The organism is Nitrobacter sp., from assembly GCF_047149785.1.
In the GTDB taxonomy this organism is placed as follows: Bacteria; Pseudomonadota; Alphaproteobacteria; order Rhizobiales; family Xanthobacteraceae; genus Nitrobacter.
The window spans coordinates 2634499-2657123 of record NZ_BAAGBE010000001.1 but is presented as its reverse complement, the minus strand read 5'-3'; the positions used below and the strand labels follow the sequence as shown (position 1 = coordinate 2657123).

Below are 22625 nucleotides of genomic sequence, written 5' to 3'. Positions count from 1 at the left end.
AATCAGGGCCACCAGAAGGAGCCGCGGGTTTGTCAGCTTCAATACGATCGTCCGGCGATTCATCCCGCAAAACCGCGTTCGTGTTCGCGGGCGGCGGGAGTTTCGGCGCCATCCAGGTCGGCATGATGCATGCCCTCGCCGCGCACGGCGTCGTCGCCGACATGGTGGTGGGATCGAGCGTCGGGTCCTTGAACGGCGCCTATTACGCCGGCGTTCCAACCCTCGACGGCGTGAAGCGTCTCGCGGATATCTGGCGCAGCCTCCGCCGTCAGGACGTATTTCCGGTCTCGGTCAGGACCCTGCTCGGATTTCTATGGCGGCGGGATTTTCTGATCTCGCACGACGGCGTGCGCAGGCTGATCGACGATCACCTGCCTTACGACAATCTTCAGGACGCGAAGCTGCCGGTGCATATCGTCACCACCGATATCGTGACCGGCGGCGCCGTCGTGCTGTCCGAAGGCCTGGCCGCCGAGGCGATCGTGGCGAGCACGTCGATTCCCGGCGTGTTCGCGCCTGTTCGCTACAAAAACATGTTTCTCGCCGACGGAGCGATCTCGAGCAACACGCCGATCGGGGTCGCCATCGAGAAGGGCGCGCGGCGTCTCATCATTCTGCCGACCGGAACGGCGTGTGCCGGCGAGGTGCCGCCGAAAGGCGCGGTCGCCAACGTGCTTCACGCGGTGACGCTGCTGATCGCGCGGCAGATGGTCGATGATCTGGAACGTATCGATCCCTCGATCGAGTATCATGTCGTGCCGCCGCTCTGCCCGCTGGTCGGCTCGCCCTATGATTTTTCGCGCACCGAAGAACACATCGAGCGGGCAGCCAGGAAGACCGAGCGATGGATCGCAGCAGGCGGGCTCGAACAGCGCGGCGTACCCGGCGAATTGCGGCCTCACGGGCACTGAGCTTTGCAGCCTGTTGCGTGAAGACCGATTGCGTCTGCAAATGCAAAAGCCGGGTTCGGCTCGCCCGATCCCGGCCTGTATGCTTTCGCGGCGACGATGAACGCGAGCGAATGACGGCTCGCCGCTGTCAGCCCGCTTTGGCGGCCTGCTTCTTCTCGATCTGGCGTTTGATCTCGATCGCCTTCGGCGACAGTTCCGAGTCCCTCGCCTTGAGCAAAAAGGCGTCGAAGCCGCCGCGATGATCGACGCTCTTGAGCGCGTTGGTCGACACCCGCAGCCGCACCGGTCGGGCCAGAGCTTCGGACAGGAAGGTGACGTTCACCAGATTCGGCAGGAAACGCCGCTTGGTCTTGATGTTGGAGTGGCTGACCCTGTGGCCCACCAGGGGAGCCTTGGCTGTCAGTTCGCAGCGCCGGGACATGGCGAAAATCCTCTGTCGTCCCCGGCGCCGGCCCTCGGGGGCGGGCTCGGGGCGTTCGAAATCGCGTCCATTTCAGGAACCGCGGACGTATAGGAGGAGAGCGGCGGGGCGTCAAGGCACGGAAGGCGGCTTCTCGTCATTTACGCATGAAATGAGAGCGTCCTGCTTCGTTGGCCGGTTTCACGGGCAACCCTTCCATCATACAAAAAGCGCAATCCGTTCCGACATCATGGCTCTGGCCCGGCTTTGCGCATGGGCGGCGTGCGAGCCGCGACGTCGCGGCGACCAATGTGCAGGACTACCCCTTAAGTGAGCATATCCGTATGACGTTGCTCCGGTCCATGCCCGCCTCGGTCCGGCTCGCGGCCGGCGCGTCGCTCTCGATATTTGCGGCCATGCTGGCGATGACCGCCCCGGCAGCCGCGCAGGGCAAGCTCGAGGCTCGCTATGACGTTACCCTGGCGGGGATTCTTGTCGGCACCGGCGACTGGGCGGTCGATATCCTCGACGATCAATATTCAGCCGCGGCGAGCGGTGGCGCCACCGGACTTCTCAAGGTGTTTGCCCATGGCGGCGGCACTGGCTCCTCGCAGGGCCGTATCGTCAACGGCGCGCTGGTTCCGGCGACCTATACCGCGACCATCTCGTCGTCGAAGAAATCGGAGACCATTCGCATGTCGCTGGCCGGCGGCAATGTAAAGGATTTCGTCATCGAGCCGACCCCTCCGGTCGATGCCAAGCGCATTCCGGTCACGGATGCGCACAAGCGCGGCGTGTTCGACCCGATGAGCGCGACGCTGCTGCGTGTCCCCGGCACTGCCGATCCGCTCGGTCCGGATGCCTGTCATGCCTCGACCGGGATCTTCGACGGCCGCATGCGCTACGACCTGCGCCTCGACTTCAAGCGCATGGAAACGGTGAAGTCGGAAAAGGGCTATCACGGCCCGGTCGTGGTCTGCGCGATCTATTTCTCGCCGATCGCCGGCTATGTTCCGGATCGCTTTGCGATCAAATATCTCGCCGCCCGGCGCGACATGGAGATCTGGCTCGCGCCGATTGCCGGCACGCGTGTGCTCGTGCCTTATCGCCTGACAATTCCGACCCCGCTCGGTACCGGCAAGTTGGAAGCGACCCAGTTCATCACCACGGCCATTCCGCCCAAGACCGCGTCCAAAACGCAATAAAGGCGGCGCCGCCGCTTCGGTCGGGAAGCGTCTCGCTTCGCGGGATTCCTATTGACTCCTGCCGAGGATTCATGTGTCCGGTGAATTTACAATTTAAGAGAAGCAACCGCTCTTGTTGATCTTGGCGGAACTTGATCTAGTTGCCGCATGTCGATCTGAACGCGAGATGTTGCGGTGAACGAAGCCAGAGAGCATGAGAGTCAGCGATTCGGGCGCGATTCGTTCCGGACTCGTTCCAAAGTTTAAGCCGCGGCCCTGCGGGCGTCGCATAGTGAAACACCCTTGATCCAAGTGGTCCGATTCCGTTCCATCAGCGCCACGAAAGCCTTCGGAAAACATGGTCTTTTCGTCTTCGACTTCTCCGCCCGGCAACGGTCGCGCGCCCGGTGCCGGCGTCACGGCGGTGCTTGGTCCGACCAACACCGGCAAGACCCATCTTGCGATCGAGCGGATGCTGGCGCACTCCTCCGGCATCATCGGCCTGCCGTTGCGGCTGCTCGCCCGCGAGATCTACAACAGGATCGTCGAGCGCACGGGAGCGGATTCCGTCGCGCTGATCACCGGCGAGGAGAAGATCAAGCCGGTCCGGCCGCGCTTCTGGGTTTCGACCGTGGAAGCGATGCCGCGCGATCTCGACGTTTCGTTTCTCGCCGTCGATGAAATCCAGATCAGTGCCGATCTCGAACGCGGCCATGTTTTCACCGACCGAATTCTCAACCGGCGCGGCCGCGACGAGACGCTGCTCCTGGGCGCCGCAACCATGCGTCCGCTCGTCGAGCGGCTCTTGCCGGGCGCGAACATCATCACCCGCCCGCGGCTGTCGCAACTCGAGTTCGCCGGCGACCGCAAGATCACCCGGCAGCCGCGCCGCACCGCGATCGTCGCTTTCTCGGCCGACGAAGTCTACGCCATCGCCGAACTGATCCGCCGCCAGCACGGCGGCGCGGCAGTGGTGTTGGGATCGCTCAGCCCGCGCACCCGCAATGCGCAGGTTGCGATGTTTCAGTCGGGCGACGTCGATTACCTCGTCGCCACCGACGCGGTCGGCATGGGCCTCAATCTCGACGTCGATCACGTTGCCTTCGCGTCCGACCGCAAATACGACGGCTTCCAGTTTCGCAGGCTGACACCGGCGGAATTCGCGCAGATCGCCGGCCGGGCCGGCCGCGCGACGCGCAACGGCACGTTCGGCACTACCGGACGCTGCGCGCCGTTCGAGCCCGAACTGGTCAACGCGCTGCAGAACCATACGTTCGAGAACGTCAAGACGCTGCAATGGCGCAACTCCGATCTCGACTTCTCCTCGCTGGACGCCTTGCAGGTCTCGCTGGCGCTGACGCCATCGCACGAGGCGCTGACGCGCGCGCCGATCGCCGAGGATTTGCGTGTGCTCGATCACGCCGCCGGCGATGTCGACGTCCGCGCCATGGCGCAGGGCGTGACGGCAGTGGAAAGGTTGTGGGACGCCTGCCAGATTCCGGATTACCGCAAGATCGCGCCGGCCGCCCATGCCGAACTGGTGGTGACGTTGTTCGGCTTCCTGATGCGCAAGGGCTGCGTTCCCGAGGACTGGTTCGCGGCACAGATTGCACAGGCCGACCGCACGGACGGCGATATCGACACTTTGTCGGGGCGGATTGCGCAAATCCGGACCTGGACTTTTGTCGCCAACCGGCCGGACTGGCTGGCAGACCCCGGCCACTGGCAGGAAATTGCGCGAGAGGCCGAAAATAATTTGTCTGATGCGCTGCACCAAAAGCTTACTGAGCGTTTCGTTGACCGCCGGACCAGTGTATTGATGCGCCGCCTGCGGGAAAACACGATGTTGGATACGGAAATCGGCAAGACCGGCGAGGTGATCGTAGAGGGCCATGTCATCGGCCGTCTCGACGGCTTTACGTTCGCGCCCGATGCGACTGAGGCCGGCTCGGACGCCAAGGCGTTGCAGGCGATCGCGCAGAAAGCGCTGGCCGGCGAAATCGAGGCGCGCGCAGAAAAGCTCTCCGCCGCGCCGGACGATCAGTTCGTGCTGACCTCGGACGGCACCATCCGCTGGACCGGCGACGCCGTGGCGCGGCTGGTCGCCGCCGACGATGTGCTCCGGCCGCGGATCCGGATCATTTCCGACGAGCGGCTGAGCGGCGCGCCGCGCGATGCCGTGCAGGCGCGGCTCGATCTGTGGCTGAAGACTCACGTCGAGAAATTGCTGGGACCGTTGTTCGAACTGACCAAGGCGGAGGATGTCACCGGCATCGCGCGCGGCATCGCATTCCAGTTGATCGAGGCGCTCGGCGTGCTGGAGCGGTCGAAGATCGCTACTGAGATGAAAGATCTCGATCAGCCGTCGCGCGCGTCCTTGCGCAAGTACGGCGTGCGCTTCGGCGCCTATCACATCCATTTCCCGGCGCTTCTGAAACCGGCGGCGCGCGCGCTGGCCTCGCTGCTATGGGCGCAGAAGCAGGACAATGTCGATCTGTCGGCGCTGTCGAGCGCGCAGCACTTGGCCGCCAGCGGCCGCACCTCGTTTCCGGCCGACAAGCTGCTCGGTCAGGACGCCTATCGTGCGCTTGGTTATCGGCAATGTGGCGAGCGGGTCGTGCGCGTCGATATTCTCGAACGACTGGCCGATCTGATCCGGCCGGCGCTGGCGTGGCGGAAAGGCGCGCTCGGCTCGATGCCGGCCGGCGCATTCGATGGTCGCGGCTTCGTTGTGACCCAGGCGATGACGTCGCTCGTCGGCACCGCCGGCGAGGAATTCGCCTCCATCCTGCGTGCGCTCGGCTATCGCATGGAGCGATGCCCGGCGCCTCCACCCGTTACGTCTCCAGCCGTTACAGAGGCCGCTCCGGCGACCGATGGCGCGGAGGCAGCGCCCGCCGAAGTCTCGGAGAGCGCGCCGGAGGAATCGGCTACGCAGGACGCCATGCCCGAAGGACAGGAACCTGCGCCGGACAGCGCGGGCGCGCTTGATGCCGGATCGGTTGCGGAGCCGGCGCCCACGCCGGAGGCGGGTTCGTCGGAGGTGACCGCTGCGGCGACCGAAGTCGCATCTGGGGTGGTCGAGGAGCCGCCGGCGGCGGGGTCGTCCGACTTCGCGGTCTCGCCGGCTTCCGATACTCCTGCATCCGCACCCGCCGATACAGCGCCAGGCGAGTCAGCGGCCGTCGATGCCGCGAGCGCGCCCGGGAGCGAAACATCCGCCGAAACCGCCGCGGTCGATGTCTCCCCGGCGGCCGCGACGGACGCCGAGCCCGCAACGGTCGAGGTCTGGCGGCCGGGTGGCCGGTCTGCCGATCGGCGTCCGCACTACGATCGCAATCGCCATCGCCGGCAACAGCCCGGGCGGGACGGCGCGCAACAATCCGCGGCCGCGGATGGAGGAGCGGGTGAGGGGACGCAAGGACGCGAGCGGCATGGGCGGCGCCGCCGCCGGCCCTCCGCCGATGCGCCAGCCGAAGCCGCGTCCGCCGGGAGCGAGCGCGCGCCCGGCCGTGAGTCGCGCGAGGGCAAGGGACGTCCGCCGCGCGAGCGTTTCCAGGGCAAGGGCAGGGACAGGGATCAGGACAAGAGCCGTTTTCAGGGCTCCCGCAAGGGAGGTCGTGACGGACGTCCGGATGCGGGACCCTCCCACCGCCCCTACGCCAGCAGCGCGCCGCGCGAGCGTGAGCGTTCGATCGACCCGAATTCGCCGTTTGCAAAACTGGCTGCGCTCAAGGAGCAACTTTCCGGTCGCAAGGACTGAGCGGGCGCCCGCCCGCCGTGGGTCGATTTGCGTTCCCGATGTGATTCTTTGATGCGATTTCTTGGTGTGGCCTTGTTGGGTGTCTTGCAGCGCCAGCGTCTCGACAAATGGTTGTGGCATGCGCGGGTGGTCAGGGCCAGGACCCATGCTGCGGCCCTCGTCGAGGCCGGCCATGTCCGCGTCAACGGGGCGCGGGAAAAATCTCCTGGACATCCCCTCAAGGTCGATGACGTGCTCACGATCAGACTGGATCGGAGCGTCCGTATCCTCAGAGTCACCGGATTCGCCGAACGGCGAGGCAACGCCACCGCCGCGAAAGCGCTTTATGACGAAACGTCCGACGTTTCTGGCGGAAGCTGATCGCACGCATGGCACGTCGCTGCGGCTTGCGGCAGCGCTGTTCCTGCGGTACCCCAGCCTGCAAATCTGACCGTCCGGAGCCTTGGATGACTTACGTCGTCAACGATGCCTGCATCAAATGCAAATACACCGATTGCGTTGAAGTTTGCCCTGTCGATTGCTTCTACGAGGGCGAGAACATGCTCGTCATTCATCCCGATGAGTGCATCGATTGCGGTGTCTGCGAACCGGAATGTCCGGCCGAAGCCATCAAGCCCGACTCGGAGCCGGGGCTGGAGAAGTGGCTTGAATTGAACGCGGAATACGCCAGAAGCTGGCCCAACATCACGCAGAAGAAGGATGCCCCGCCGGACGCCAAGGAATTCGAGGGTGTGGAAGGTAAATTCGAGAAGTATTTTTCTCCTGCCCCGGGTTCCGGAGACTGAGTTTATGGCTATATGGTCGGACCGGGCGCCGCTTTAATCTTGTTTTTTGACCAGGACCGCCGAAAAGCCCGCCCGAATGCGGGTCCGCGGGTATAAACCATTGATTTTTGCGGAAAATGTGCTAGATTAGGCGCGTTTTCGGAGATCGACTACGTTTTTGCTGCTTGCGAGCCCAAAGGGCTCCTGTGAAAACATCCAACAGGGCGTGGCAAGTCCACGCGCACACGGTGTCACAGAAAACACGAAAAAAGAATATTTCCAGGGCGTCTGCGGCTCGCCGCAGTGCAATACGAGTGCGTGCCCGGACCGCCGCCACGAATACCCGGACGGCTGCCAAGGGCTCGGCCGGAAAACCCTCAAGAAATAAAAGAGGCGAAATGCCAAGCAAGACTGCGAAAATGCCCGCCAAGACCGTTGCTTCGAAAACTGCTGGTTTGAAGAAGGCCGCATCGGCCTCGAAGGCAGGTTCCAGGACTGCGAAACCGGCGGCGAAATCCGCGCCGAAAACCGTGGTTGCCAGTAAGGTTGTCGCGAAGCCCGCGGCCAAGGCCGGCGCGCTCCGCGTCGAGGAGCCGAAGAAGGTTCTGACCCAGCGCCAGGGCTTCAAGACCAATGAATTCGTGGTTTATCCGGCGCATGGCGTCGGCCAGATTCTGGCGATCGAAGAACAGGAGATCGCGGGCGCCAAGCTCGAACTGTTCGTCATCAATTTCATGAAGGACAAGATGACCCTGAGGGTCCCAACTGCCAAGATCGCGAATGTCGGCATGCGCAAGCTGTCGGATCCGACGTTGGTCAAGCGGGCGCTCGAAACGCTGAAGGGCCGCGCGCGCATCAAGCGTACCATGTGGTCGCGCCGCGCGCAGGAATATGAAGCCAAGATCAATTCGGGGGACATCGTCGCGATCGCCGAAGTGGTCCGCGATCTCTTCCGCTCCGAGTCGCAGCCCGAGCAATCCTACAGCGAACGTCAGCTCTACGAAGCCGCGCTCGATCGCCTGTCGCGCGAGATCGCCGTCGTCCAGCATGTGACGGAAACCGAAGCGGTCAAGGAAATCGAAGGACAACTCGCCAAGAGCCCGCGCCGCGGCGCCAAGGCGGAGGCTGACGCCGAGACCGATGGCGACATTGACGCCGACCCCGACGGGGACGACGCGGCGGTCGCCGACGAAGCTGCGTAACCGGCTTCTCGACTGCAAGGAACAAGAAAGGCCCGGCCTCTTGGCCGGCCTTTTTGTTTGGAGCGTTCGTCAGATCATCGAAGCGATGCGAACTTGCTTTCCCTCTTGCCGGCGGCAGGCTGGGAATGAGGGGGTCAACAAGAGTTTCCACCCTGCCCGACGTTGTCGGCCGATCCTCGGGTCAAGCCCGGAGATAGGGCGCTCCCCGCATGCGGGAGAGGTCGAGCGGCGTTCGTTGCGATGCCTGTTTGAACCGTCCTTGCGTCGCGGGCGCAGAATCAATCCACCACGATCTTGACCCGGCTGCGCACCTTGACCTGCGCACGCGGATCGAGGCCGTTGAGCACACGAAAGCGTTCGGCAGGACGATCGACGCCGGCCATGCGGTGCGACAGCGATTCCACCGTATCGCCCGGTTGCACGGTGATGACCTTGATCCGCAGCGGCCGCGCCGCCTGAATCTCGCTCAGCGTCAGGCGGCGGAACGAGGAGACCGTTTCGCGGGCATTGCGCTCGCTCTCCGTCGTCTTGTGACGGGTTGCGAAGATGAAGCGATAGACGTCGCTGCCGAAGCGCAGGGCATAGACCCGGAATTGCCATTGCTCGCCGTTGGCGACGGCCGTTGCCGCGGGGAAACCATTGATGGTCAACTCCTCGGTCGAAGCCTTGTCGACATTCTCCATCCAGCCGGAGTTGAGGTACTCTGTGAGCTTCTGTTCCGCAGGCACCCGGACGACGTCGAAGCGCATCGCCTGACTGCCGCCTTCGCGGACGCCGATCACCGCCTGGGCGGTATTGTCGAGCGAAAAACCTTCCGGCGCCTGGAACGTGAAGCCGAGCTTGGGGTGCAGGAAACGCCGGCCGCGAACGAATCCCTCGCTTGGATCTTCGCCGTAGACGATGTTGTCGATCGCATCGAGATAGGCCTCGCTGTCGCGTTCGCCTTGCGCGGGCGCACTGTATTGCCGGGCATTGGCCTGGGCGTTCTGGATGCGCTCCGGCGTTGCGGGATGCGACGACAGGAAATCCTGCGAGCGCGGGTCCAGCGATGACTTGCCGGCCTTGAGCGCCGCATTGCGTTCCATCGCCGTCAGGAAGCGCGCGGCGCCGTAGGGATCGAAATGGGCGCGCGCGGAAATCCCGACGCCGATGCCGTCGGCTTCGAATTCCTGGGCCCGTGAAAAGCTCGCCAGCGTCAGTTTGGACTTGGCGAGCGCCAGCGCCGACAAATCCGGGTCGGTGCCCATTTCGGCAACGACGTGGCTGACGAGGGCGGCCTGACGCGCCTGGTCCTCGCGGATCGCAGCGTGCTTGGCCAGAACATGCGCCATTTCATGCGACAGCACCGAGGACAGTTCCGAGGTGTCGTTGGCGAGCGCGAGGAGGCCGCGGGTCACGTAGAGCTGGCCCGTCGGCAGCGCGAAGGCGTTGACGGCGCCTGAATTGAGAATCGTGACCTTGTAGGTGAGATCGGGCCGCTCGGACGCCGCGACCAGGCGCGCGACTGTCTTGTTGATCAGCGCCTCGAGTCGGGGGTCGTCGTAGGCGCCGCCGTAAGAGGCGAGGATGCGCTCGTGCTCGCGTTCCGCGGCCGGGGTCTGAACCGCTGTCCGCGCCGGTTTTGCATGCTTGGCGGATGGATGCGATGCGGTCTGGAATCGGCTCATGTCGCCGCAGCCGGCAAGGACAAACGCCGTGCACAACAGCGCGGCGGGCGCCGTCGCCAAAAGGCGGCGACCCGCTCCTGTCCAGCGCCGTTTTGCGCTCACCGCCATCGTCGCAACGTCTCCGTTCGGTTGGTGGTTGTATTCCAACATTCGCGACTTTTCAGCAGACCCTTGCGGATGCCGGGCATGGAACCGCCAGTACCTTACCATTCCGTCGCGACCGGGCCCTGGAGGTTCGCTCGAAGCGAATTCCCAACTGCACTAGTCGCCGATCACTTCGATTTGCCCGACCCGGAGCACGTTGATCCGCGGTCCGCCCCGCCGTTCGACCCAGCCGCGGACACGAACGCGGCGATTTTCCAAAGAGACCGGAGCGATGCCCGCAGCCTCGAAATATGGTATCATGCGCCTCGAAATAGTCGCAGCAAAGTCTCGTGTCCAGCGCCGGCCGAAGTTGACATAAATTGTTCCGCCCGCTTGCCTGACCGACAGGACCTTCCCCTCGACGACGGTGAATTGACCGACGCGTGTCAAAATATCGACCGGGTTCTCAACGTTTTTTATGATGGACGAGTTTGCCCAGGTTCCACGCCGGGCCTGCCGCGCCGCCGCTTCCGCCGTCGCAAGTTCTGCCGCGCAGGCCTTGTCAGCAATGTCGCCTGACGCAAGCGCTTCGCCGCGCTCGAGAAGTTCACTCTGTATCGAACGCGCAGAGGGATCAAGATATACGAAGGCGGATTGCCTGCCATAGCGATCCGGATCGTCGCCGTCGCCGCGCAGGATCACTTGCCGCCCGATCAGCGCCGCAAGCGCGGGCCGATGATCGTTCGCGTCTCCCGCGACCACTTCAACGCCGGCGAGGCGGACGTCACGGCCGTCGTCGAGACGGAGCGTCCGCGCATCGATGATGGCGCTTACGATGCCGCCACCCTGGATTTCGGATCCGCAGCTTGCCGCAACCGACGGGCTGGCGGTGCTGAACGACAGTCCGCACAGCAGCGATCCGAGCAGGATGCTGCGCGCCAGGCGCGGCGCCGTCATTGACAAGATAGTGGCCGCGCCAGTTACGAACTCCTGTCCGGATCGCTTTAGCGGTTTCGAGCGAAGCACGTCCCCGGGCTCGACCCGAGGATGGATACGGTTCGCGTAAAGAAAACGCGTCAAGTCAAAATCCGAGAGCCCGCCTCTGATTCCATCAGAAGCGAAAAAGTCTTAGGACCCTCGGAACGTTGTCCGAGGGCCAGGTTGCATTATTTCGATCCGGGATCGGAAATCACGCGGCGCGCAACCAGCCTGTTCCAGATGAACAGCACGACAATCGCGCCGATGGTCGAGGTGATGAACCCGGCGCCCTGATTGGGACTGTAATGGCCGATCGACTGGCCGATGAAGGTCGCCAGAAATGCGCCTGCGATGCCGAGAACCGTGGTGAGGATGAATCCGGTCGGATTGTTCGGGCCGGGGGACAGGAATCTTGCGATGATCCCTGCGACGAAGCCGACGAGGATGATCCAGAGAATGCCACTCATGACGAAAGTCCTTCCTCAGAATAACCGTGACGTTAAAGCGTCCGCGAGATCGGTCTGTTCAGGCAGCGGATCCGCGGTGGGCCGGCAATTCCATCAAAGCATTCGCGACAGTTCGCTTTCGGTCGGCAGGCGCCCGTCCGGTGTCAGATGGTGGACGACCTCGGGCAGATGCTGACTCAATCCGGCGAGCAATTCCTCCCGCGACAGGCCGGTCTGCGCCGTCAGGGCGTTGATCTGGTCGGCGCCCAGCGCGTCGGCGAGGTCGCCCGGCGCGATCTGCCTGTTCGGACCCGGACTGACCCAGGAACTCGCCGTTTCGCCATGGCCCTTGTTCTGAAGCTGGTTCAGCAGGTCGCCGAGGCCGCCGCTCAGGATGCTCCCGGCGGCACCGCCCGCCAGCAGGCCGCCAAGCCCGCCCTTGAGCAGGTCACCGAGGCCGCCTGCGCTACCGGGCAAACCGGCATTGACCGTGCTGCCGGGCGGGGGAGCCGGAGGCACAGAGGGGCTGGCCGAAGGCTGGCTTCCGGTAAAGTGCTTGAACGCCTTGTAGCCCAACACAGCGAGGATCGCCATTGTCATCGGCGACATGCCGCCGCCGCTATCGCTTGTCGCATTGGAATCGCTTGGACCGCGGGGGCCGTTCTGCATACCGTTGAGGATGTCGAGCAAACCCATGATCGTCTCCTGATTACGTGCCAGCCCGCCGCGAAAGATAGCGTCGCCACATGACGGTCACAAGGCACATCCCGACGGCAATGCGACCGCCGCCTCATTTGCTACCGAAACAGGAATGACTGCGGGATGAATAACGGCGGGGCTGGCATCGGAGGACGCCGGTCCGCAGGGTTCGCCAGACCGAGGTCATGTCGATATGGATTTTTCGGGGTACCGCATCTGGCCGCCAAGGTATTGGGGCTTGCCCGACCCGCCCGAGTGCCGGATAAGTACTTAAGATGACGGCAGGCAAGTCCCGGTAGCTCAGCTGGATAGAGCACAGGTTTCCTAAACCTGGGGTCAGGGGTTCGACTCCCTTCCGGGACGCCATTCCTCGAATTCGTGGGTTGAAGGTCGAGAGTTCAATCCTCTCCGCCAGCACCATCCCTCCACATAATATGAATCCAAATAGAATTGTATTCGAGGGAGACCGCTTAGGGCAGTAGATTACTTCATGCTGCACGGTAAGGTGGCGATTAAATTAATATGTCTCGGACCAGATATTTCTTTGGTTTAGGGGACGGCACAGGTGAAATAAAAACAACGCCGCTATCAATATCGGATTTGGGGACGATGTCGGATCAAGCGCTAGATGTATTAGCTGAAGCAATTGGTGAAGAGCGACCGATCATTTTGGTCGCCGGCCAAGCATTCGACATATCCAATGCGCACGGCGAAACGATCCTCAACGGATTTCTGGATCGATTAGGAAGAAAGGATCGAGATGGCGGCTGGCGATCTACGTTAACCGACCCGGTAACAGATGCAGACATGGCGTGGTTATCCGAGCGATTTGATCGCCATGTTCCATCTGAGTCGACGCTTCGAGTATTTGATTTGCCGTGGAGCGCCGCATTTACTTCTTCGATTGATCCACGCTTCAAAGGGAGGTTTGAGACAAGAGGACGTCAACCTGAAGCGGTCCTATCTCGTGGAACATATGCTCGTGTTTCACGAAGCCGGTCTCGTCCGCCAGTCTATTACCTTTTTGGTCGCGCCAACGAAACAGTTGCCGACGCTAGGCCTCCGAAAACGAAGGCGGACCTACTCCGTAGATCTCAAAATCATGCAAGTGAGTTCCTGAACCGGCTTGCTGAAACCGCAACCGCGCGCGGTTTAGTAGTTATCGCCGGGTTTCATCCCGCGCGAGATTGGCTCGATGTTGATGCGCTACTAGCCACATTGTCGGATCAAGCCGGTGTCCGAGCAATATGGTTCGGAGTGCCGCAACATCTCGATTCCGTGGTGGCGAGTGAGATGATCGCGCACGGCTCCCTCATTACTACGCAAACAACAGTTGCGGCGGCGCTTGCGTCCCTTGAGCTTCAAGGGCGTATCAACATGGTCGGGGCTGCCGCTCCCGATGAACCCGGCATAGTCACTACTAGCGCCGGCATTCTCGATATCACCCCACAGTTGCGACTGCGTGTTGAGGCCTCTGCAAGAATCGTAGACGACGCTTGGACGGAGCATCCCGAGCCCCTCGAGACCTCTGCACTCCACGAAGCGTTTAGAAAATTCCACGGAGACCTGGGTGGTTTTCGCGGGATGATGGAAGGCGTTGCTAGGGAGTTCGCTATCCAGCGCTCGTTCGAAGCCGAACTGTGGAAGATGATCGAGGCAGCAATTCGGCAGCCCCAAGAGTCCGACAGCCTTGTGGTGCTCCACGGACAGTCAGGGACTGGAAAAAGTGTTTCTCTTGCTCGGTTGGCTTGGAAAGTTCGTAAAGATCTCGCACTGCCGGTTCTTGTGGCTGCCGGTCGACTGCCAACCCCCACCGACGTCGATGCTTTTTGCTCAGAGGCAGAACGAACGGGTCATCTGGTCACAATAGTGATCTGCGACGCAAATCAGTCGCCCTGGCGCTACCGAGATTTAGCAACTGCTCTCCAGAGCCGCGGAAGGCGTGTTGTTATTGTTGGATCGAGTTATCGCATCGAGGAACATTCCCGGCAGGGTTTCCGGCGCTGTGTGGAGGCGCCAGCCACACTTTCGGCAGATGAGTCGAGAGACTTAGAGAAAGTCGTAGCTCGCTTTTCACCAACCCAATCGGCCGGGGAGGCTTCTCCGCCAGAGGGATGGAACGCGCTTGCTTGGCTTTACAGACATCTATCAGCGGGACGGCAGCGGATCGCAGCCGGTATCAGCAGCGAGGCGCGTGTCGCCGAGAGCGCAGTGCGGGAACGAGCGCGAAGCGCTCCTCGTGCATCTGGACAATCTGCTCTGGCGGATCAGCTAATCGCCGCGGGCATCGCGGAAAAATCCACTCAGCTATTCGACAACAATGAGGCTCTCGCTGTCACCGGTGAAGACGCTGCTGCACGCCTTATCGACTTGGTTATGGTCGCCGGCCGGTTGAGCTGCCCGGTTCCTCTCAACCTGCTGATGCGAGTCATCAGCGATAGATCTGATGATCTCGGCGTCGAGGGAGTAGCTCATCTATTTCAGGACCTGGATTTGTTCAGATGGCGGGCGGCAGACGCTGAAGGTACGGAGCTCTTGATCTCGCCGCGGCTACAGCTCGAAGCCGAACTTATTTGCCAGCGTCGGCTAGCTGATCCATCTCGCGAAATTGACTGTCTTGTCGAACTTATAAAGGGGGTTAGGCCCAGCGGGGTTGATCGGAACACTGAGAGGACCTTCGTTCTCGACCTCTTACAGAAGCTCGACCGCGATGGACCGCGCGGTCAAGCATACCGGCGCGGATATCTAAGGTTTGCAGACGCACTCGAAGACCTTCGAAAGAAGGCTGGGGTTCGCGATGCCTCACTTATGCTTCGCGAATGCGTATTCCGACGCCAAGCCATATTCACTTTGGACGGGTACAACTCAGCCGAGGAAATGGACGAGGATGCGAGATTAAAGGTTCTCGATGCGGCTCGTGAGGTAGTTGAAGAAGCCCTTCGGCTTATTGATCTGGGTGAGTTGCACGCCGGGAAACGCAGTAGAGTAAACCTTATCGTCGAACGTGCCTCAATCTATGGCTACCTTGCCGTTCAGCGGACCGATTCCGGAGGCGATGCATTGTGGGCCGACTATTTGGCTGCTCGAACTGCCAGTGCGCGCGCCACGGCTATGAGTGATGACTATCACCCGTTCGATGTGGCTCTTTGGACCTCTTGCGACGTGTTGCGCGGAGCGACGCTATCCGACGAGCAACGAGCCGAGCTGTTATCGGATCTCTATTCGACCATGGACCTAGCAGATGGAATGGACTTCAGATCGGATCAACGGATTCGCTATCTTGAGAGGCGAAAGCGCGCAGCGGACGTTGCGGAAAACAAAGAACTTGGTGACGCCGCGCTAGCAGATCTTGAACTTGTGGCGCCGGCTGCGGCGGCGTTCCTTACGGCACGAGCACGTTCCGAACCTGTGGAATCGGCTTCTAGCCCGATTGAAGCCTCGATCCGTGATCTTGCCAACGAAACAGCGATGTTTTTAGCGCAGAAGACCGCTGCGGCTGAAGATGTTCGCTGTCTTCGACTTCAGCTTCGGCTTCGGTGGGCACATGCCACCGGTGAGCATCTATTGCAAGGTGAGCGCGGTAGAACCCCTGGGGAGACGACGCAGATATCAAAGCTGCTGGAACTCGTCCGCGATCTCAATGGTCGACTTGGAAACGCGCTTCGAAGCCAAGAACGATATTTGGAAGCCATTCTCACTTGGTTGTCGGGAGACACTAGGACGGCGGCTGACCTTTGGAATTCACTTTCCCGAGATACCGAGTTCGAGGACCGATCACGGGTCGTTCGGCGCTTAATTGCCACCGATGCTACTGGTGCTCCGAAGCGATATCGGGGACGCATCGAAAGTGGGAAGAATGGTCATGGCTGGAAGGTCCGGGTGGACGGCATATCGGGTTCAGTGTCTTTGCTCGGGCATGAGTTTCGTGAGGACGATCTAGCACCTGGGCGTGAACTCCGAGACTTCGGAATTGCATTCAACTACGTTGGCCCCGTCATTGATCCCCTGAAGCGGCCGATGGCGGGACGATGACTCCTTCAGAACTGAATAACCTATATTCGAATCTTAGGCGACGAGTAGCGATACACGTACCGACTGCATGCGCTGAAGTTTCATTGCTTCTTCCGGCGGCGTTTGATGGCGAGTTGGCCTTCTATAGGTTGGTGAGTTGGGCATATGGACTAATTCACGAAGCTGCGCGCGTTCCGCTCCCTTTTTTGATGAACCTTCCCCCGCTAAGAGCGGTCGGAACTCTGCGTAAGGATGTGGCTAATCTTCGTACGTACATGGCACACAATCTCGATTTGAACGAGAAGCGCGATCTCAAAACGATGGCCGCGGTACACTTATGGTTCAAAGACGCTTGTGGATATGGATCTCCGAGGGAAACCACTCATTTTGTTGATGCCTGCAACATCCTTTGCGGACGCCTCACCGAGGCCTTGGAGGGGTCATTGGACGCGTGCGATCTGCTAGACGACCCCGTGGACGGTCCACGACTAATTGCCGACTTGCAGACCCGTGTCGATCTGATGTGGGCAGCACACCGATTCGACCCGGTAGCGACGGCTTGCGCAGATCGGCTTGGCAATCCTGGCTTAGACCTGTTGAAGCTACGGGCAGACAGACTGGACGTTTGGCGGCGCACCCTTGCAGAAGCAGACGAAAAGGGGCGAGCTCGCGCTCTTGAGCTTAGGATTGAAGCCGATATCTTGTCGGCAATAGGTGACCGTTTGCCGATTTCTGCTCGCGAAGCATCGGAGCGACTTGCACTTGCAGGCCCTGCGGCGGTGGTAGCCGGTCTGCTACTATTGCGTGATGCGAGAAGAGTTGGGAGACTTTCACTCCCCGAACTTATTGAACTCGTTGTAAAGTCGCAGCTTTCCGAGAATTATGGCGTTGCCTCTGAGTAGGTAATCCGCGCATTGACCTCCTCGGGGATACGCCGATACGTCTGGTCCGGATGTTCAACGATCGGCCGCACGGCGGACCTACCGATGCCCTTTCCCCGTCTCAATACGAAGGCTTGTGATAGCTTCAATGCGCTGAGCCTGAGCTTGCCGAGCGGGTGGTCTGGACAGCCACCGGAAGGCGGCCAAGTATGGGGGCTCCCTGTCGCGGACCAGGGATGGAGAGAAGTCAATCAGTCAACGCGCCGAGCAATCTGTCTGCCCTAACCAACTGGTCCTCGTTCAGGCGGGACAGCTTGGTCTGAATCTTTGAGAGGATGCGTGTCCTCTCGCTGTCGGTCGTGACGATGAGGCCGACACCGAAGAACACCACCTCCGGCACGTCCAGAATCTCGGACAGCTTCTCGACCGTCGTGAAGGACGGCGCGGCGATGCCTCGCTCAATCTTGCTGACCATCTCCGTCGAGAGCGACGCCTTCTCGGCAAGCTGCGCCTGAGTCAGGTGTTTCGCTTTCCGGTGATGCCGTAGGTTCGTTCCGAAAATGGTCGCCAATGACACGTCGTACCTCCGAGCATGAGCCTCGGAGGACGCCGTCCCTATGCGAAGGGACGCATGTTGCGATTACATCGTAATTCGCAATATAAGTATGATTATTATAATAATCGTCCGGTAGATACGAAAATGGACGACTGGTTCTGGACCAGCCTGAAATGGCTGGCGTTGGCGATCGCGGTATCGCCTGTTCTGATTGGCATCGGCTGGACGGTCGTCGAGGGATCGATCCTGCCCAGGCTCATCCCGCGCGAAGACATCGAGGGACTGGCCGACGACATCATGCGTCGATACCCGGCAGACCCCGAGGAGGCGGCGTTCATTGAGGAGCACGCCGCCTGGCATCGTAGCGAGGACTACGAGCAGGGAAAGTGGCGCAGGGTTAGGAAAGCAGTTCGCCGGCGGCTGATCGCAGGCGAAATGCCGCCGGCCTGACGTTCTCATGCCTGCTTCTTTCGCCGGCCCGGCGCGCCGTCTCCGCGTTTCCGCATCTGGCTCGCGTACCACCGAACGCTCTTTTCGCTGGCCCTGGCACCTTCGATCCGCGCGTTGACCTCCTTGGCGATGCGCCGGTAGGTCCAGTCCGGATGCTCGACGATCAGTAGCTCGGCGAGCTTGCCGATGCCGCGTCCACGGCTCGACGCAGCGGCCTGTGGCGACTTCGGTGCGCCCGGTCCTGATCGAGCCGAGCCGAACGGCGTCGATGGCCTCGACGGCCACCGGAACGAGTCCGGGTCGAGCTTGTACTTGGCGACCAACTCCTCGGCCTTCTCGAACGCGGCGGCGGCCTCGCCCGGCGTGCAGCCGTTGGCCTCGGTCTTGTCGAGCAGCGCCGCGATGCGCCGCTTGACGAGCGGCAGTTCCCTCGCGCTCGGCTTCTTCGTCTTGGTCATGGTCCTGTCTCCCGACGGCTGGATACCGTAGGGACCATGCTGTCGCGTTCGAGGGAGTCCGCGAGCCGGGCCGGAAGGAAAAATCTCTTACTGATAGACGATCGGCTCGATACGGGAGAGCCGGTCGAGGTCTTCGTCCCACACGTCAGAGCGGCGATAGACGGTTGTGGCCCGGCAGCGCACGGGGACGTAGCCGAGGAGCAGGAGCACACCGGCTGTCGTCAATTTCGCCTCGGAGCCGTAGCCGCGCAGCAGCGCGATGTCGGCCGGGAGATCCCACCAGGTGCTCGGAGCCGCATCGCAGGCGTCGAACATCTCCTGGGGCATGTGCAGGCGGCAGTAGGCGTTGAACAGCGTCAGCCGGTTGCGGCCGGCGAGCCTACGCCGGGCCTCGGCCGCGTCGGCCACGATCCGGGAGGCGCCGGTCACAGCACGTCCCCGGTGGCGCCGCGCGTGGGCTCGTGGCCGCGCACGACGAAGTCCGGGGCGGTAGCAAGCTCCGCGACGGCGAAGTTCGCAAGCGCGCCGGGGCTGGCGCCGACGAGGGCCTCCGCCGCGGCCTTCGCGGACGCGGCGTCGGCAGCCTCGACGAAGATGGCGTTACGGCGGTCCGACCTGCGGAGGTGCGGCTCGTGCGCGTAGACGACGTGGGTTGCCATGGTCAGTTCTCCTCTTGTTCGACGAAGGCGTCGAGGTCGGCCCCGATGGCCGCCTGCTCGCGGCGCAGGATCGCCGCCTGTATGGTCCTGGTCGGGTTGGCTCGCCCGCTCTCGAACGTCGCATCGGCGTGCGCGGCTTCCTCCGCGATGCGCTCGACCTCCATGATGGCGGCGGTAATGTCGCGGTGCTCGGCGCCGACGAGCGCGTCGGCCAAAGCGTGCGGGCTGAACGGCCGGTCGCTGGCTTCCATCCTGCTTACGCGCGAGATGAGCGCCGCTCCCATCTCCTTGTCGCCGGTGGACCCGGCGAGCGCTGCGAGGCTGGCGAGTTCGGTCGGGCCGGAGTGTTCGATCTGCTGCATGATGCGGGAGCGGCGCTCGGAGCCAAGCCCCTCGCGGACAAGCATCTGGATTGCACTGACGTGATGCTGTCTGGCGCGAGCCGCCACGTTTGCGATGACGCCGGCCTCGCGCACATGCGCGGTGCGGGCATCGGCGCTCTCGCGCTTCACCTCTGCGCGGGCCGTGGACACCGCCCGGTTGACCAGGCTGGAACGCTGGATGGCGGGAATGTCGGCAAGGGCGCGCTCCGCATCGTCGCGGCGCTTTGCGACCCTGCCGTTTAAGGTGTCGAGCAGGCGAACCTGCCGCTCGCGGTTGTCTCTCGCCCGCGTCAACGCCAGCCGTAAATCCGTCGCGGATACCCAACCGGCCCCGATAGAGGGCATGTTCTTCTTCGTCGCCATGATCGTTCTCCCGTTCCTCGGCATCGCGCTCCGGTAGGGATGATCTGGCGCGGCCCCAAGGCCGACCGTTTCGTCCCGCCATCGCGGACGGGCGTGCCCATCGGTGCGCCCTGACCGGATCAGGATGCGCGAAGGCGAAGACGCATCGGACCAACGATCGTCCGATGCGTCTCCCGCTCGTTCACGCCGCCTTGCCGAGCAGTTCCTTCGCCCAGTTGCGCATGTAGGGATTGGTCAGGCACGCCTTGACCACGTCGAGCGGCACATGGCCCGGCCCGATCTTCGCCTGAATGCGACGCATGGATTCATGAAGGATGGCTGCGTCGGGCGCGATCTCGGGCGATAACTCATTGGCGAACCTCGCCACGTCCTTCGCCCTGGCACGAATAGCGTAGGACTTGCTCTTGCTGTTGCTCATGGTCTTTCTCCAAGCATGTCGTCCGCGACCATTCGCGAGTTCGACAAACAGGAGAAACCAGAAACGCAAGCGGGAAACGACTAACGTTTCTGCCCGCAAACGATGATTGACTTTCTTTACTCGCCTGTATTGACGCGATGCGGAGCCTGCTGCTCGGCGGCCATCGCACACCAGAGGTCTTCCCGCATCGGCCGCAGCGACCAGAACAGCGCGCCGGTCGGCGTACCGTGAAGCGCGATGAGCGTTGCCGCGCCGCCTGCCGCCTCGACGGCCTTCGGCGCGGTCTCGACCAGTCTCTGAGCGAGGTCGTCCACCGCGAGCAGGTCGCGCAGCATGGCCGACGCTCGACTGGGACTATGGGAGGACGACGAGCGCGTCATCGGCATGCAACTCGGTCTCGCACCGGATGTATGTCCCCAAGGCCGCCGCGAGCGAGGCCCGGTCCTGCGGCGCCATGCGTGCGATGACGCGCGCATCTAGCCCGAGCGGCCCATCAGCGTTCGACCGGCCGGGCGCGGTCGGATCGAAGGCCGGCGCGCGATCGACGAAGCGAAACTTCAACAACACCTCGGTCAGCCGGTCACTCGGCGCCTCTGTGTCCAGGCTGCGCTCGAAGGCGTGGCCCAGCACCACGGAGAAGGCGCACTCCATTGCCTCGGCGTAGCGCGCGCTGAAGTTGGGATCGCGCTTGCGGTGGTCGTGGATGGTCGCGACCGACACGCCGGTGGCCTTCGAGGCCACCTTCGGCGAGCCGGTCCTGGCAATGACCTCGATCACGCGCTCCGCGATGACAGGCGACCATTTTCGATCCATCGAAGGACGGCGCACCTCGCGACTCTCAGGCGCACGATTGCCGGATTGACTGGTCATGACACATTGCTCCGCATCTTGCGCGAGAGAATGCGGCCTGCGGAGCTTGCGGGACGCCAGCAAACTACCTTCGTCGCAAGGCTATGATTGGGCCTGAGCGATCCACGCAGCCAAATCTGGAAAATCTCTGATGCAGTGCTGCATGATTCGCTCGAACACAGGCTGATCCCCAGTCTCGTGCGTAGTCAGGCATAGATAGAAATTCTTACTGTTATGTTTGGCAAACACGATCCACTCGCCAGTCATTTTGCCTTGACGATGTCTTTCCTCGAATGGTTCGTGCGAAACACGGTAAGCTAACTCCTCAACCATTTCTCGCGTGACGACATCGGACTTAGCTGGGTCCATCACCTCGTTAATCAGCTTTTCTAATCCATTGTTTCCGAGGCCAAGGATCAAATTATGAGCTAGGAAGCGGGCTGCGAAATAGTGCTTATGCCAAAGCCCCTTTAAGGGAAGCTTCCTAAACTGTGTTGCAGGTTTGATCCCACTAGACGGCTCCCCAGCCTCCAGGTTCTCGATCGATACAAGAACCTCGCGAGGGTTGATGCCGAATTCCACATCCAGAACATACATGTCGAACCACAACATGTCTGACATTCGAGACGACAGGTCTCCATCCGCAACATACATTTTGCGAAATGCGTCCAGCCGATCTCCTGTTATGGAAATGTCGTGGCTGCCCATTTTAGCAGTCCATCTCGTCATGAAATTCTCTCTTTGAGATGCCGTATGAAGATAGGAATCCAGCACATTTTTCCAACAGGTGCATCCTCGCTATAGCGCCGCTGCGATCCAGTGCGGGGCTATACGTGCGGCCTCGCATATTTTTCCAAGGTGGCGACCACCGGCACGGTTTCAAAAAGGGAGGCCGCTGTGCCGGCGGCAAACACAGGACGCCGGCATGGTTTCATCGGAAAGTGGGTTTTCCGCCGTCGTCGCGCCGCGATCCTGCGCCAGCATCGTCGTGCCGGCCGGTGGCGCCAGACCTCAAAGCTGCGAACTCGGTGCCTGGTCCGGTGCTTTGAAGATTGCCGACGATCATGCCCTTGACCGGACTCACGTTTGGCACTCAGAGCGCCCGATTGTAACTTCAATGCTCTGGCGCTCTCGGCTTCCTGCCGGTCCCTTCTTTCACACCATGCCTGATTGACTGCCACGCGCACGCGCGCGAGGCCCGCGTGGTGTGTGCTGCGTGTGCGACGTTTTCCATGTGTCGGAGGCGTCAGTGAAGCGTCAGGAGCAAACTGTTGTTTCTGTTATAATTTGACGCTTTTGACAGTTCTGACAGATATAAAAGCGATAATGAAACCCTATACCTTAAGAGTGGTCCCGCACACTGGTGATACGCGGTGCCATGCGTGGCGTGGCGCCGTATAGAAATCGCTCCCGGAAAGCGCCAACGGCGACAAAAGCGTCAAACGCCTTCCGGTTCAGTGCCTTATGCTTGCAGTATCCTCGACGCTCTGCCGTCCGGT

At 61.8% G+C, this 22625-nt stretch carries 22 protein-coding genes and 1 tRNA gene; 9 read left to right on the top strand and 14 right to left on the bottom strand.

Annotated features, from left to right (window positions below; translation table 11 throughout):
• Window positions 1-29 precede the first annotated feature (29 nt).
• Window positions 30-911: a patatin-like phospholipase family protein gene (locus ACMDCM_RS12300; protein ID WP_412773821.1), complete on the top strand. Its 882-nt coding sequence runs from the start codon at window positions 30-32 to the stop codon at window positions 909-911.
• A 127-nt stretch (window positions 912-1038) separates the two neighbouring features.
• Here ACMDCM_RS12300 and rpmB read toward each other — a convergent pair whose 3' ends face one another.
• A complete protein-coding gene (gene rpmB / locus ACMDCM_RS12295) occupies window positions 1039-1332 on the bottom strand; it encodes a 50S ribosomal protein L28 (protein WP_292619011.1) in 294 nt (97 codons plus the stop codon).
• 341 nt (window positions 1333-1673) lie between these two features.
• On the opposite strand from rpmB, the gene ACMDCM_RS12290 reads away from it, so the two are divergent.
• The 5 genes from ACMDCM_RS12290 (at window position 1674) to ACMDCM_RS12270 (ending at window position 8224) form a co-directional block, all read left to right on the top strand.
• Complete coding sequence (locus tag ACMDCM_RS12290; protein ID WP_412773820.1) at window positions 1674-2516, top strand: DUF3108 domain-containing protein; 843 nt, start codon at window positions 1674-1676, stop codon at window positions 2514-2516.
• 337 nt (window positions 2517-2853) lie between these two features.
• A complete protein-coding gene (locus ACMDCM_RS12285; protein WP_412773819.1) occupies window positions 2854-6258 on the top strand; it encodes a helicase-related protein in 3405 nt (1134 codons plus the stop codon).
• Window positions 6259-6342: 84 nt separating this feature from the next.
• Window positions 6343-6618 (top strand): RNA-binding S4 domain-containing protein, encoded by a 276-nt coding sequence (locus tag ACMDCM_RS12280; protein WP_412774740.1) that lies wholly within the window; start codon window positions 6343-6345, stop codon window positions 6616-6618.
• Window positions 6619-6704: 86 nt separating this feature from the next.
• Window positions 6705-7043, top strand: coding sequence for a ferredoxin FdxA (fdxA, locus tag ACMDCM_RS12275; protein WP_292619006.1), 339 nt, complete (start codon window positions 6705-6707; stop codon window positions 7041-7043).
• 377 nt (window positions 7044-7420) lie between these two features.
• Window positions 7421-8224 (top strand): CarD family transcriptional regulator, encoded by an 804-nt coding sequence (locus tag ACMDCM_RS12270; protein ID WP_412773818.1) that lies wholly within the window; start codon window positions 7421-7423, stop codon window positions 8222-8224.
• A gap of 278 nt (window positions 8225-8502) precedes the next feature.
• Here the strand turns inward: ACMDCM_RS12270 and ACMDCM_RS12265 are convergent, their stop codons facing one another.
• The 4 genes from ACMDCM_RS12265 to ACMDCM_RS12250 all read right to left on the bottom strand — a co-directional run bounded on the left by ACMDCM_RS12265 (window position 8503) and on the right by ACMDCM_RS12250 (window position 12095).
• Complete coding sequence (locus ACMDCM_RS12265; RefSeq protein WP_412773817.1) at window positions 8503-9999, bottom strand: M48 family metalloprotease; 1497 nt, start codon at window positions 9997-9999, stop codon at window positions 8503-8505.
• A 153-nt stretch (window positions 10000-10152) separates the two neighbouring features.
• Window positions 10153-10932, bottom strand: a complete 780-nt coding sequence (locus tag ACMDCM_RS12260; protein WP_412773816.1) for a thermonuclease family protein — start codon at window positions 10930-10932, stop codon at window positions 10153-10155.
• Window positions 10933-11141: 209 nt separating this feature from the next.
• Window positions 11142-11420: a GlsB/YeaQ/YmgE family stress response membrane protein gene (locus tag ACMDCM_RS12255; RefSeq protein ID WP_412773815.1), complete on the bottom strand. Its 279-nt coding sequence runs from the start codon at window positions 11418-11420 to the stop codon at window positions 11142-11144.
• Between the two features lie 93 nt (window positions 11421-11513).
• Complete coding sequence (locus ACMDCM_RS12250; protein ID WP_412773814.1) at window positions 11514-12095, bottom strand: YidB family protein; 582 nt, start codon at window positions 12093-12095, stop codon at window positions 11514-11516.
• Between the two features lie 292 nt (window positions 12096-12387).
• Between ACMDCM_RS12250 and ACMDCM_RS12245 the strand changes: the two genes are divergently transcribed.
• Window positions 12388-12464 (top strand) — tRNA-Arg (locus tag ACMDCM_RS12245).
• A 243-nt stretch (window positions 12465-12707) separates the two neighbouring features.
• Complete coding sequence (locus ACMDCM_RS12240) at window positions 12708-16130, top strand: P-loop NTPase family protein (RefSeq protein WP_412773813.1); 3423 nt, start codon at window positions 12708-12710, stop codon at window positions 16128-16130.
• A 1107-nt stretch (window positions 16131-17237) separates the two neighbouring features.
• On the opposite strand, the gene ACMDCM_RS12235 is transcribed toward ACMDCM_RS12240, so the two are convergent.
• Window positions 17238-17567, bottom strand: coding sequence for a helix-turn-helix domain-containing protein (locus tag ACMDCM_RS12235; protein WP_412773812.1), 330 nt, complete (start codon window positions 17565-17567; stop codon window positions 17238-17240).
• A gap of 123 nt (window positions 17568-17690) precedes the next feature.
• On the opposite strand from ACMDCM_RS12235, the gene ACMDCM_RS12230 reads away from it, so the two are divergent.
• Window positions 17691-17996, top strand: coding sequence for a hypothetical protein (locus ACMDCM_RS12230; RefSeq protein WP_412773811.1), 306 nt, complete (start codon window positions 17691-17693; stop codon window positions 17994-17996).
• 5 nt (window positions 17997-18001) lie between these two features.
• Here ACMDCM_RS12230 and ACMDCM_RS12225 read toward each other — a convergent pair whose 3' ends face one another.
• The 8 genes from ACMDCM_RS12225 to ACMDCM_RS12190 all read right to left on the bottom strand — a co-directional run bounded on the left by ACMDCM_RS12225 (window position 18002) and on the right by ACMDCM_RS12190 (window position 21834).
• Window positions 18002-18454, bottom strand: a complete 453-nt coding sequence (locus ACMDCM_RS12225; protein ID WP_412773810.1) for a DUF2786 domain-containing protein — start codon at window positions 18452-18454, stop codon at window positions 18002-18004.
• Window positions 18455-18541: 87 nt separating this feature from the next.
• On the bottom strand, window positions 18542-18883 hold the full coding sequence (locus ACMDCM_RS12220) for a hypothetical protein (protein ID WP_412773809.1): 342 nt from the start codon (window positions 18881-18883) through the stop codon (window positions 18542-18544).
• Complete coding sequence (locus ACMDCM_RS12215; protein ID WP_412773808.1) at window positions 18880-19113, bottom strand: hypothetical protein; 234 nt, start codon at window positions 19111-19113, stop codon at window positions 18880-18882. Before ACMDCM_RS12215 ends, ACMDCM_RS12220 begins: the two co-directional genes overlap by 4 nt.
• Before the next feature lie 2 nt (window positions 19114-19115).
• Window positions 19116-19859, bottom strand: coding sequence for a hypothetical protein (locus ACMDCM_RS12210; RefSeq protein ID WP_412773807.1), 744 nt, complete (start codon window positions 19857-19859; stop codon window positions 19116-19118).
• Between the two features lie 181 nt (window positions 19860-20040).
• Complete coding sequence (locus tag ACMDCM_RS12205) at window positions 20041-20277, bottom strand: hypothetical protein (protein WP_412773806.1); 237 nt, start codon at window positions 20275-20277, stop codon at window positions 20041-20043.
• A 116-nt stretch (window positions 20278-20393) separates the two neighbouring features.
• On the bottom strand, window positions 20394-20612 hold the full coding sequence (locus ACMDCM_RS12200) for a hypothetical protein (RefSeq protein ID WP_412773805.1): 219 nt from the start codon (window positions 20610-20612) through the stop codon (window positions 20394-20396).
• Between the two features lie 19 nt (window positions 20613-20631).
• Entirely contained in the window at window positions 20632-21147 is a 516-nt protein-coding gene (locus ACMDCM_RS12195; protein WP_412773804.1) for a hypothetical protein, read from the bottom strand.
• A gap of 81 nt (window positions 21148-21228) precedes the next feature.
• On the bottom strand, window positions 21229-21834 hold the full coding sequence (locus ACMDCM_RS12190; RefSeq protein WP_412773803.1) for a hypothetical protein: 606 nt from the start codon (window positions 21832-21834) through the stop codon (window positions 21229-21231).
• Window positions 21835-22625: the final 791 nt, after the last annotated feature.